The 11,492-nt window shown below is 70.7% G+C and carries 10 protein-coding genes; 4 read left to right on the forward strand and 6 right to left on the reverse strand.

Annotation, left to right across the window (positions count from 1 at the left end):
- The first annotated feature begins 18 nt into the window (after positions 1-18).
- Positions 19-1,638 (forward strand): GMC oxidoreductase, encoded by a 1,620-nt coding sequence (locus GWI24_RS09475; RefSeq protein ID WP_210945440.1) that lies wholly within the window; start codon positions 19-21, stop codon positions 1,636-1,638.
- A 25-nt stretch (positions 1,639-1,663) separates the two neighbouring features.
- Here the strand turns inward: GWI24_RS09475 and GWI24_RS09480 are convergent, their stop codons facing one another.
- The 4 genes from GWI24_RS09480 to GWI24_RS09495 form a co-directional block, all read right to left on the reverse strand.
- A complete protein-coding gene (locus GWI24_RS09480; RefSeq protein WP_210945441.1) occupies positions 1,664-3,496 on the reverse strand; it encodes a glycoside hydrolase family 15 protein in 1,833 nt (610 codons plus the stop codon).
- A gap of 200 nt (positions 3,497-3,696) precedes the next feature.
- Positions 3,697-4,635, reverse strand: coding sequence for an ATP-grasp ribosomal peptide maturase (gene tgmB, locus GWI24_RS09485; protein WP_210945442.1), 939 nt, complete (start codon positions 4,633-4,635; stop codon positions 3,697-3,699).
- Between the two features lie 15 nt (positions 4,636-4,650).
- Complete coding sequence (gene tgmA, locus GWI24_RS09490) at positions 4,651-4,842, reverse strand: putative ATP-grasp-modified RiPP (protein WP_020874241.1); 192 nt, start codon at positions 4,840-4,842, stop codon at positions 4,651-4,653.
- A 240-nt stretch (positions 4,843-5,082) separates the two neighbouring features.
- The gene (locus GWI24_RS09495) at positions 5,083-5,874 is read right to left on the reverse strand and encodes a class I SAM-dependent methyltransferase (RefSeq protein WP_210945443.1); all 792 of its coding nucleotides are present in this window, start codon (positions 5,872-5,874) and stop codon (positions 5,083-5,085) included.
- 289 nt (positions 5,875-6,163) lie between these two features.
- Between GWI24_RS09495 and GWI24_RS09500 the strand changes: the two genes are divergently transcribed.
- Complete coding sequence (locus GWI24_RS09500) at positions 6,164-7,429, forward strand: sensor histidine kinase (protein ID WP_210945447.1); 1,266 nt, start codon at positions 6,164-6,166, stop codon at positions 7,427-7,429.
- Entirely contained in the window at positions 7,426-8,088 is a 663-nt protein-coding gene (locus GWI24_RS09505; protein WP_210945444.1) for a response regulator transcription factor, read from the forward strand. The genes GWI24_RS09500 and GWI24_RS09505 overlap by 4 nt, the downstream gene beginning before the upstream one ends.
- Before the next feature lie 26 nt (positions 8,089-8,114).
- Here the strand turns inward: GWI24_RS09505 and GWI24_RS09510 are convergent, their stop codons facing one another.
- Positions 8,115-9,176, reverse strand: a complete 1,062-nt coding sequence (locus GWI24_RS09510; protein ID WP_198281658.1) for a mechanosensitive ion channel family protein — start codon at positions 9,174-9,176, stop codon at positions 8,115-8,117.
- 292 nt (positions 9,177-9,468) lie between these two features.
- Here GWI24_RS09510 and GWI24_RS09515 point away from each other — a divergent pair, with 292 nt between their 5' ends.
- Positions 9,469-10,677: an MFS transporter gene (locus tag GWI24_RS09515; RefSeq protein WP_210945445.1), complete on the forward strand. Its 1,209-nt coding sequence runs from the start codon at positions 9,469-9,471 to the stop codon at positions 10,675-10,677.
- Positions 10,678-10,716: 39 nt separating this feature from the next.
- Here the strand turns inward: GWI24_RS09515 and GWI24_RS09520 are convergent.
- Positions 10,717-11,492, reverse strand: a 776-nt coding sequence (locus GWI24_RS09520; RefSeq protein ID WP_210945446.1) for an endonuclease/exonuclease/phosphatase family protein, incomplete at its 5' end; no start/stop codon positions are given.

Genomic DNA, 11,492 nt, shown 5'->3' on the forward strand with positions numbered 1-11,492 from the left:
TCCGCCCATTATGCCGCCATGGCAGCAAACCTGACGCGTCGTCACATACTTGGTCTGGCCGCCCTGCAGAGCGCGGCGGCCCTCGGACTCACCCGTATCGGCCTCACCCCGGCGGCCGCCGCCGAGAGCGCCGACCACTTCCCCGCCGTCGTCATCGGCTCCGGCTACGGCGGGGCCGTGGCCGCGCTCCGGCTCGGCGAGGCGGGCATAAGAACGCTCGTCGTGGAGATGGGGCGGTTATGGGACGACCCGGGCCCGGACGGCCGGGTCTACTGCTCGATGACCGCCCCCGACCAGCGCTCCATGTGGTTCAAGAGAAGAACCGAGGCACCCCTGTCCACCTTCCTGTGGCTGGACGTCATCAATAAGGACATCACCCCCTACCCCGGTGTCCTGGACCGCGTCCGCTACCCCGGCATGTCCGTCTACGTGGGCCGCGGGGTCGGCGGCGGCTCTCTGGTCAACGGCGGTATCGCGGTCACCCCGCCACGCTCGTACTTCCAGCAGATGCTGCCGCAGGTGGCCGCGGACCCGATGTACGGCACCTACTTCCCGCTGGCCAACCGCATGCTCGGCGCCACCACCGTGCCCTCCGCGTGGTTCGAGGCCACCGAGTGGTACACCTACGCCCGGGTCGCCCGCGCCCAGGCCGCCAAGGCGGGCCTGAAGACCGTCTTCGTGCCCAACGTCTACGACTTCGACTACATGCGGCGCGAGGCCGACGGAACGGCGACCAAGTCCGCGCTCGCCCAAGAGGTCATCTACGGCAACAACTTCGGCAAGCGCGGCCTCGACAAGACCTATATCGCCGCCGCGCTCGGCACCGGCAAGGTCACCCTGCAGACGCTGAGCCGCGCCCGCGCCCTGCGGCGGGCGCCGGACGGCACCTATGTCCTCACCGTGGACCGCGTCGACACCAGCGGCACCGTCGTCGCCACCGACGAGATCACCTGCCGCTCGCTCTTCCTCGGCGCGGGCAGCCTCGGCACCACCGAACTCCTGCTGCGCGCCCGGGAGACCGGCGCCCTTCCCGAGCTGAGCGCGGAGGTCGGCCGGGGCTGGGGCGGAAACGGCAATGTCATGCTCGGCCGCGCCAACCACGTATGGAACCCGACCGGCGCCCATCAGTCCACCATCCCGGTGATGGCGATCGACGACTGGTCCAACGCCACCAATCCGGTCTTCGCCGAGATCGCCCCGCTGCCGGCCGGCCTCGAGACCTGGGTCAGCCTCTACCTCGCCATCACCCGGAACCCCGAGCGTGCCACCTTCACCTACGACGCGGCGAAGGACACCACCGTACTCAATTGGACCCGCGCCCAGAGCGCGCCCTCCGTGGCCGCGGCCAAGGCGCTCTTCGACCGCGTCAACTCCGCCAATGTCACGATCTACCGCTATGACCTCTTCGGCGACACCCGGGCCTTCGCCGACGACTTCTGCTACCACCCGCTGGGCGGCTGCGTCCTGGGCCGGGCCACCGACGCGTACGGCCGGGTGAGCGGCTACGACGGGCTCTATGTGACCGACGGATCCCTCATCCCGGGCTCCATCGGCGTCAATCCGTTCGTCACCATCACCGCCCTGGCCGAGCGCACCATGGCCCGGGTCCTGGCCGAGGACCCCGTCGGTGGCCGGTGACCCCGCCGGGGGCGTGCCCGCGCCGTCAGCCCAGGGCCCGGTCCAGGTTGAACGCGGCGCTGATGAGCGCGAGATGGGTGAACGCCTGCGGGAAGTTGCCGATCTGCTCACCGGTACGGCCGATCTCCTCCGCGTACAGCCCGACATGGTTGGCGTACGTCAGCATCTTCTCGAAGGCCAGCCGCGCCTCGTCCACCCGGCCGGCCCGGGACAGCGCCTCGACGTACCAGAACGAGCAGATCGAGAAGGTGCCCTCCTCACCACGCAGCCCGTCCGGACTCACCGTGGGGTCGTAGCGGTACACCAGCGAATCGGCCACCAGCTCCTCGCCCAGCGCGTCCAGGGTGGACAGCCACTTGGGGTCGGTGGGGGAGATGAATTTCGACAGCGGCATCATCAGCAGCGAGGCGTCGAGCACCTCCTCGCCCTCGCGCTGCACGAAGGCGCGCCGCCGCGGCGACCAGCCGCGGCGCATGATCCGGCGGTAGATGTCATCGCGCGCCGTCGACCAGCGGGACATGTCCGCGGGCAGTCCGCGGTGGCGGGCGATGCGCATCGCCCGCTCGATCGCGACCCAGCACATCAGCTGCGAGTACAGGAAGCGCTGCGGACCGGCGCGGGTCTCCCAGACGCTCATATCGGGCCGGTCCCAGTTGTCGCACACCCAGCCGACCAGCGTGCACACGGCGTCCCAGTGGTCGCTGGACAGCGGCTGCCCCCACTTGTCGTAGAGGTAGAGGGAGTCCACCAGCGCCCCGTAGATGTCCAGCTGGAGCTGGTGGACCGCCGCATTGCCGACCCGGACCGGGGACGAGCCCAGATGCCCCTCCAGATGGGAGAGCATCTGCTCGGGGATCTCGCTGCGGCCGTCGATGCCGTACATGATCTGCAGCGGGCCGCCGGGGCCGTCCCCCAGGGTGATGCCCTCGGACAGGAAGCGCACGAACGCCTCGGCCTCCTGGGTGAAGCCCAGCCTCAGGAGTGCGTAGATGCAGAACGCGGCATCGCGGACCCAGAGGTATCGGTAGTCCCAGTTGCGCTCGCCGCCGATCTGCTCGGGGAGGCTGGTCGTCGGGGCCGCCACGATGGCGCCGGTCGGCGCGTAGGTGAGCAGCTTGAGGGTGAGCGCCGAGCGGTGCACCATCTCCCGCCACCGCCCGCGGTAACGGGACTGCGCGAGCCAGCGGCGCCAGTAGCGCACGGTGGCGTCGAAGAGCTCCTCCGCCTCCGCCTGCGGACAGTGCCGCGGCTGCACCATACCGCCGATCCGGTCCAGCGCGAACACCGCGGCCTCGCCCTCGACCAGCTTGAACGTGGACACCGCATCGGGCCCGTCGATCTCCACGGTGACGCCGGAGGTCAGCGCCAGCGACAGCTCCGGGGACTCGAAGATCGTGAGCCCCTTCTCGGTGCGCACCGTGTGCGACTGCCGGCCGTAGTCGAACCGGGGCGCCACCCGAGCGGTGAAGGGCAGCGATCCGCGGACGCACAGCACCCGGCGGATCAGCCGGTGCCGGTCCGCCTCGCGCGAGTCGTCCACGATCGGCATGAAGTCCTGGACCTCGGCGACCCCGTCGTCCGCGAAGAAGCGGGTGATGAGGATGTTGGTATCCGGGAAGTAGAACTGCTTCGTCCGGGCGGGCACCTCGGGCGTGAGCCGGAAGGAACCGCCGAGGTCGGCGTCGAGGATCGACGCGAACACACTGGGGGCGTCGAACCGGACCGGGCAATACCAGTCGATGGTGCCGCGCGTGTCCACGAGCGCGGCGGTGCGCAGATCGCCGATCAGACCGTGCTCGGCGATCGGCACATAGCGGGACGCGTCCGTCGGGCGGCGGATGCTCTCGGCGACGGTCATCGGAACCTCCCGCGCGGGCTGGCAGCCCTTGGGCGGCGCGGACTCTCACTTCACCATACGACCGGCGGCCCGGTCCGGCGCAGCGCCCGGCCCGCCAGGGCGGCCCCCGCGCCCGTGCCGCACGCGGGCGCCGCTTCCGCGTCACCTGTCGTCACCGTGTGTGGTCGCGGGAACCGGATACCCGGCAGGGTCCCCGGCCCTCAGCGCAGGGCGGCCCTGGGGGCCGCCAGCCAGGACGCGACCGCCGCCGCGATGGGCTGACCGGTCTCGAGTTCGACAAAGCCGAATTGGCCGCCCTGGTTGCACTCCAGGAACCACCACACGCCCTCGGCGTCCTCGGCGAAGTCGAAGGCCCCGTAGGCAAGACCGGTGAGCGTCATGTACTCATGCACGGAGCGCACGATTCTGGCGGGCACGTCCACCGGTTCCCAGCGGTGTCCATGACAGCCATAGCGTCCGTCCACCTGGCCGGAGGCGGCGGTCTTGCGCGCGGCGAATAACTGGCTGCCGACGCAGATCAGCCGGATGTCCGCCGCTTTGGGAATGTAGCGCTGAAGAAGGGTCGCCCCCGCCGCGACATCGGAGAAATCCGTGTCCGGTCCGATACGGGTGGTAGGCAGCGCGACCGGTGGATCGACGGACGGCGGACCGGAGGCGGATTTCACCACGATGTCCGAGTACTGGGCGGCGAAATCGCGCGCCGCGCGCGGATAGGTGGTGACAAGGGTTGAGGGCACGGCGAAACCGCTGTGCTGGGCGACCCGCAACTGGAAGGGTTTGTGGCGGGCCGGTTCGGCGGCCGCGGGATGGTTCATCCAGCGTGCCGTTGTCGCGTAGAGCATCCCGTACAGGGCCTGTCCGCACTCGGCCGTCAGCCACTCCGAGGGATTCGCCGCGTGCGCCGCCGGCCGCCCCGGCCTGCGCACCCAGATGGACCGCACACCGTGGATGCTGACGAGGCGTCCCTCGGTCGACAGAAATCCCGTGAAGTCTCCACGGTCGAATTCGACCGACAGGGCTGCCTGATCCGGAAGGTCGGCCGGATCGAAACGCACCAGAGGGACGCCTTGTTCGCGCAGCTCCGCCACCACCAAGTCGGCAGTGACATCCTGGCGACAGGTCAGGATGAGTACCGTCATCGACGTGTGTGCAGGTCAGTCGTCGAAGTGCGTCTTGGAGCCGGCTGTGGACGTGGTCGTGCCGGTCGCCAGCAGCACCGCTCGATCGGCGATGGCCGGACGGCCGTCGGAGAGGACATTCAACTGCAGGGCGGCGTTATAGGCGTAGGGAACACTGGCCGACGACCGCTCGGCGGGGATTGCGTGCTTCAGTACGAAGGGCTGCATGAGTGACCTCTTGGTGCTCCATGTATTCGTCTATCCACCACGCAACAGTACGTACTAAAAGTCTACGGCACTCACTAGCGACGATTTTGTCCTGTGTAGGGCGATATGAAGTGTGTCACAGGCTTCGAAGGCAACATATGCCTCAGGAATTGCGTCTTCGAATAGTCGGCCTGTTCCGGGGGAGCACCGGGTCCGCCTCGGTGTTCCGAGGCGGACCGCCGGGCTTGACCGCCCGTCGGGTCAGGACGTCCGTCCGCCCTCGCGGTGGGTGACGCGGATCTTCGACTGGCCGTGCGGCAGCTCCTCCCAGTCCGCCATGAACCGCGCCGCCAGGCCGTGTTTCTCCGCCAGCGCGATGAGCGTCTCGGTGCGGTAGTAGAAGTCCTCCCGCAGCACCTGGTGTTCCACGCCCTCGGTGCGGTCGAAGGTGAAGTCGAACCAGCCGCCCGGCGCCATGACGCGGCCGACATGGGCCAGGCATTCCTCGATGACCGGCAGTGGCGAGTGCGAGAACACGCTGTGCGCGTGCACCACGTCGAAGTGGGCGTCGGGCAGGAACCGCAGCGTCAGATCGCGGACCGGGGTGAGGGTGGGCAGGCGGCCCTGGAGCCCCTGGCGCACCAGCGTGTCCTGCGCGGCCGCCAGGATGTCGGGCGAGATGTCGATGCCGTAGTAGTGGCCCGGTTCCAGATGGCTGATGAACCGCCAGCCCGCCCGCAGATTGCCACAGCCGATCTCCAGCATCCGGTGCTCCGGGCGCAGACCGTGGCCGAGGAGATAGTCGAACTGCATCGCGCCCAGCGCCAGCCACCGCTCATGGCTGTGGCTGCCGACCGCCGCCTCCGGACTGGTGCGGGTGTCCGACCGCATCACCGCGCGGTAGTACGCGACGTGGTCCGGATAGCGGTAACGCAGCCAGGCGTCCCGGGTGGCGCGGACCAGATGGCGCGGTACGCGCTGCGGATGGCGCAGTGCGTAGGAGACCCGGTGGCCGAGGGCGGAGCGGTTGACACTGAGGTTCTTGGCGGGCATGGGGACTCTCTCGTGCTGGTGGTGGGGACGCGGCGGCCTGGCGGCCCATGCGTTCCCGCGTCGTCGTGGTCGGTACCAGCCTCGGCGCCGTGGCGGCGGCGGGGATCGGCGGAGCGGCCCCGGTCAGGAGGCGGTCCGGGTGATCGCCGTATCAACCGATCGGATGATGCGGCGTCCGGTCCGGCGCGTTAGGACTGGCTGCGGGAGTGAACCGAGGAGCAGGGGAGGGGCCGGGGTGCGGTCGGCGGTCAGGGTGGTCGGGCGGTCCGGGTGGACCCGGTGGCCGGGGGTGTGGTCGGCGTGGTCCGGGCGGTCCGGGTCCGACGGGCCGGACGATCCGGACGAGCGGTGGCTGACGGCGGTCCTGCACATCGCGTTCTTCCTGCTGCTGGGGTCCTCGCTGGTCCGCTATCTGATCCGCGACACCGGGGGCGCGCCCAACGGCTGGGTCATCGCCCTCTTCGTGGCCTTCGGCGCGCTCTATCTGCCCGGCCGGTGGCCGGCGCCCGCGCCGAGCCACGGCGGCCGGCCCTCCGGCCGCTATCTGGGCTGGCTGACCGCGGTACTGGCCGCATGGGTCGCGTTGCTGGTCCTCGCGCCGAGCGCCGCCTGGTGTGCCATGCCACTGTTCTTCACCGGTCTGCACACCCTGCCCACCCGGTTCGCGGTGCCCCTGGCCGCCGTGCTCACCGCGCTGGTCGTCGCGTCCAAACTGCGGTTCATGCACGACGGCTTCGACCCCAACGCGCTGATCGCGCCGCCTGCCATCGCCGCCGTGGCCGCCGCCGTCCTCATCCATCTGCGGCGCCAGTCGGCCCGGCAGCGGGTGCTGATCGACGATCTGGTCCGCACCCGCCGCGATCTGGCCGCGACCGAGCGGCGGGCGGGGATTCTGGCCGAGCGCCAGCGGCTGTCGTCGGAGATCCACGACACCCTCGCCCAGGGCCTGTCGAGCCAGCGGATGCTGCTGCAGGCCGCCGACCGCACCTGGGAGACGGACCCGGAGGCGGCCCGGGGACATATGCGGAACGCGGCGGAGATCGCGTCCCGCAGCCTCGCCGAGGCCCGCCGGTTCGTCCAGGACCTGGCCCCGGCCGACCTCGCCGAGGGCTCGCTGGCCCAGGCGCTCGGCGCGCTCGCCGAGCGGGAGAGCGGTGCCGGACCGGCGGTGGACTTCCGGCTCGACGGGCCCCTCGGCCCGCTGCCCGAGCGGGTGGAGGCGGCGCTGCTGCGCATCGCCCAGGGCGCGCTGGCCAATGTGCGGGAGCACGCCGGGGCGAGCCGGGCCGCGCTCACCCTGACCTGCCTGGGCGACCAGATCTGTCTGGACATCGCCGATGACGGCCGCGGCTTCGAGACCGACGCCGTCCGGGCCGCCGACGCGGACCGGTCGCGCGGCCACGGACTCCCCGCCATGCGGGCCCGCGTACGGCAGCTGGGCGGCACGCTCACCGTCGAGTCCGCACCGGGCGAGGGGACCGTCGTCTCGGCCGCGATCCCCGTCGAACCCGTTCCCGCCCTCGTCCCCGACCGCTCCGTGGAGGCCACGCCATGAGCCCGACCCCGTCCCCGACGCCGTCGGCCACCCCCGCCATCCGGCTGCTGCTCTGCGACGACCATGCCGTGGTGCGGGCCGGGCTGCGGGCGCTGCTGGCCAGCACCGACGGCATCGAGGTGGTCGGCGAGGCGGGCAGCGGCGAGGAGGCCCTCGCCATGGCCACCCGGCTCCGGCCCGATGTGGTGCTGATGGATCTGCAGCTCGGAGAGGGCATGGACGGGGTGACCGCCACCCGGCGGCTGGTCTCCGGCGATCCGCCCGCGCCCCGCGTCCTGGTGCTCACCATGTTCGACACCGACGCCGACATCACCCGTGCCATCGAGGCCGGGGCCACGGGCTATCTGCTCAAGGCCGAGCGGCCGGAGGAACTTTTCGCGGCGATCCGGAACGCTGCCTCCGGCCGTACCGCGCTGTCGGCCCCGGTCGCCGACCGGGTGCTGGCCCGGATGCGCAGCCCCCGCCCCGGGCTGTCCGAGCGGGAGCGCGACATCCTCCGGCAGCTGGCTCGCGGCCTGGGCAATCGGGAGATCGCCCGGGCGCTGTTCATCAGCGAGGCCACGGTCAAGACCCATCTGGGAAGGATCTACGGGAAATTGGGGGTCGAGACCCGGGCCGGGGCGGTGGCGGTGGCCACTGAGCGGCGATTGCTGCCTTGACGGCTGACGGCTGACGGCTGAGAGCGTCAGATCGCCGGCCGGCCCGGCAGCGGCGCCCGGTCCTGGTCGGGAAGCACGAGCGTCCGCGTGGGCAGCGGGATCTCGATGCCCTCGGCGCGGAACCGGCGGTGCAGTTCCTTCATGAACTCATGCTTGATGAGGTACTGGTCGCTGAACTCCAGGGCCCGCAGAAACACCGAGAAGTCGATGCCGGACTCTCCGAAGGTGTGGAAGCGCACACTCGTCTCGTGGTCGACGACCCCGCCCTCGACCCCGGACATCACCTTCCCGGCGACCTCGATGGTCACCCGCTCGACATGGTCCAGATCGCTTCCGTAGCCGACCCTCGCCTGGACCATGACCGACATCTGCTGCTCGGGCTGGTGAAAGTTGGTCATGATGGTGTTGCCCAGCTTGGCGTTCGGGATGATGACGAGGTTGTCCGACAGCTGCCGCACCGCCGTGTTGCGCCAGTTGATATCGACCACGTACCCCTCCTCCCCGCTGCTGAGCCGGATGTAGTGGCCGGGCTGCACCGTCTTGGAGGCCAGGATGTGCACCCCCGCGAAGAGGTTGGCCAGCGTGTCCTGCAGGGCCAGGGCGACCGCCAGACCACCCACGCCCAGGGCGGTGAGCAGCGGAGCGATCGAGACGCCCAGCGTCTCCAGCAGGATCAGCACACCCATCGCCAGGACGGCGATCCGTGTGATGTTGACGAAGATGCTGGCCGTTCCCGCCACCCCGGAGCGGGACAGCGCCAGCGACCGCACCAGGTCGGCCACCACCCGCGCCGCCGTGACCGTGGTGACCAGGATCAGCACGGCCACCAGCGTCTGATTGACGTCATGGCCGACCGTGCGGTTCAGCGGCAGCGCGGCGGCCGCGGCGGCGACACCGGCGGCCATCGACGCCCATGGGGCCAGGGTGCGCAGCGTGTCGACGATGATGTCGTCACCGCTCCACCGGGTGGAGCGGGCCCGCTCACCCAGCCAGCGCAGCGCCACGCGCAACAGCACACCACCGGCCGCGCCGCAGACCAGCGCCGCTCCGACGACGATGACATCGTGCAAGGTGAGAGCCCGGTTCATCGGCCACCGTCCGCTATCACGGAAAGCGCGTCAGAAGCGGCCGTGCGGCATGCCGTCGTCGGTGCGGCCTCCGGTCTGGAGTTCTGTGGGATCACCTTGTCACCTGTTCGTGCCTGGGTTCTACGGGCGGTGCCGGGCGCACATGTGTACGGCTCCGGCGTAAGGTGCCATCCTGCCGCATGCGATGAGGGCCGAATGACGGGATGCGCCGCTACCGCACGTAACCCGCCAGGCAGGGGGCGGCACGCCACCGCATTTGACGGACAGGTGTTTTGTGGTGGAATCGGGTCGTATGGATAGCCGCCGCGGTGATGTGGACGACGGGGAGAGGGGATGGCCGTTCCTCGCGGCCGCCTACGCCTTCGTGGTCACGATGTGCGGTACCACGCTGCCCACCCCGCTCTACTCGCTCTACCAGCGGGAGTTCGGCTTCTCCTCGTTCATGGTCACGGTGATCTTCGCCGTGTACGCGGCGGGGGTCATCGTCGCGCTGCTGCTGCTCGGAAGTGTGTCCGACTTCATCGGGCGACGGCCCGTCATGCTGGCCGCGCTGGTGCTGTCGGGGCTGAGCGCGGTGTGCTTCCTCCTCGCCCAGGGACTGCCGGAGCTGTTCGCGGGCCGCATCCTGTCGGGGCTGTCCGCGGGCCTGGCCACCGGCACCGCCACCGTGACGGTGATCGAGCTCGCGCCCGAGCGCCGGCGCCGTGGCGCCACCCTCCTCGCGACCGGGGCCAACCTGGGCGGGCTCGGGCTGGGCCCGTTGCTGGCGGGCGTGCTGGCGCAGTACGCCCCGGCGCCGCTGAAACTGGTGTTCGTGGTGGACCTGGTGCTGGTGGCCGTGGGCGCCGCCGTGGTGCTCGCCCTCCCGGAGACCGTACGGAAGCGGAGCCGCCCGCCGCTGAGGCCGCAGCGGCTGAGGGTGCCCAAGGAGATGCGCTCGACGTTCGCGGCCGCGGCCATGGCGGGGTTCGCGGGCTTCGCCACGCTGGGCCTGTTCACCTCGGTGTCGCCCACGTTCCTGAGCGAGGTGGAGGGGGAGAGCAATCTCGCGGTCGCAGGTGCCGTGGCGTTCTCGGTGTTCGCCGCCTCGATCGCCGGGCAGGCGCTGGGAGGGCGGCTGGGCCCGGGACGTTCGCTGCCCGGGGGATGCGCGGTGCTGGTGGCCGGTATGGCGGCCATCGCGGTCTCGCTCGCGATCGCGTCACTGGCCCTGCTGGTGCTGGGCGCCGTCATCGCCGGGACGGGTCAGGGGCTGTCGTTCCAGGCGGCCGTACGGGTGGTGACGGAGCGCAGCCCGGCCGACCACCGCGCCGAGGTCACCTCCGCCCTGTTCGTGCTGATGTATCTGGCGCTCTCGATTCCGGTGATCGGCGTGGGCGCGCTGACGGTCGCGGTCGGGCTGCGGTCCGCCGGGCTGATCTTCACGGGCTGTGTGGCCCTGCTGGCCGTGGCCACCCTGCTGCGGCTGCGGGCGCTCTCCGGGGAGGCGCCCGGCCGCTGAGGGGCAGCCGCTGAGAGCCGGCCGCCGTGTGAGCCCGCGCTACAGCTCCAGGACCGTCCGCACCGGCAGATGGTCGCTGGGGAACTGGCCGTCCCGCGAGTACGTGTCGATGACGGCTTGGCGGGTGCGCACACCGGGTGAGGTCAGGATCCAGTCGATCCGGTCGCCGTCCGGGACCAGCGGGCCGAAGCCGTGGAACGTCCCGAACAGCGGGCCGCGCCGCTCGGCGGTGTCCCAGGTGTCCACCAGCGTGCCGCCGCCCAGCATGGCGTCGTAGACCGGGTTGCCGTGGGCCGCCACGTTGAAGTCACCGGTCACGATGCGGGGGAGCGCGGAGTCCAGACCGCCGAGCCGCTCGGTGATCAGCGTGGCGGAGTGCTCACGGGCGTTCTGGCTGCGGTGGTCCAGATGGGTGTTGAGGGCGTAGAACTCCTTGCCGGTGTGCCGGTCGTGGAAGCGCGCCCAGGTGACCATCCGGACCACGGCCCCGCCCCAGGTGTTGGAGCCGATCACATTCGGGGTGCCGGACAGCCAGAAGTGGTCGTACTCCAGGGGTTCGAGCCGCCCGGTGTCGTAGAAGACGGCCATGAACTCGTCGCGGCTGCCCCCCATCCGCCCGGTGCCGATCCACGAGTAGCGCTGCCCGAGGTCATGGGCGATGTCACGCAGCTGGCCGTACAGCCCCTCCTGAGTGCCCAGCAGATGGGGCCGGGCCTGGCGCAGCAGCTCCCGCATGACGGGGCGGCGCTGCCCCCAGGAGTTGGGCTCGGCGTCGCCGGCGTAGCGCAGATTGAACGTCATGGCGGCCAGCCGGG

Origin of the sequence: Streptomyces sp. MK37H (assembly GCF_018035285.1) — a bacterium.
GTDB classification, from domain to species: Bacteria; Actinomycetota; Actinomycetes; order Streptomycetales; family Streptomycetaceae; genus Streptomyces; species Streptomyces endocoffeicus.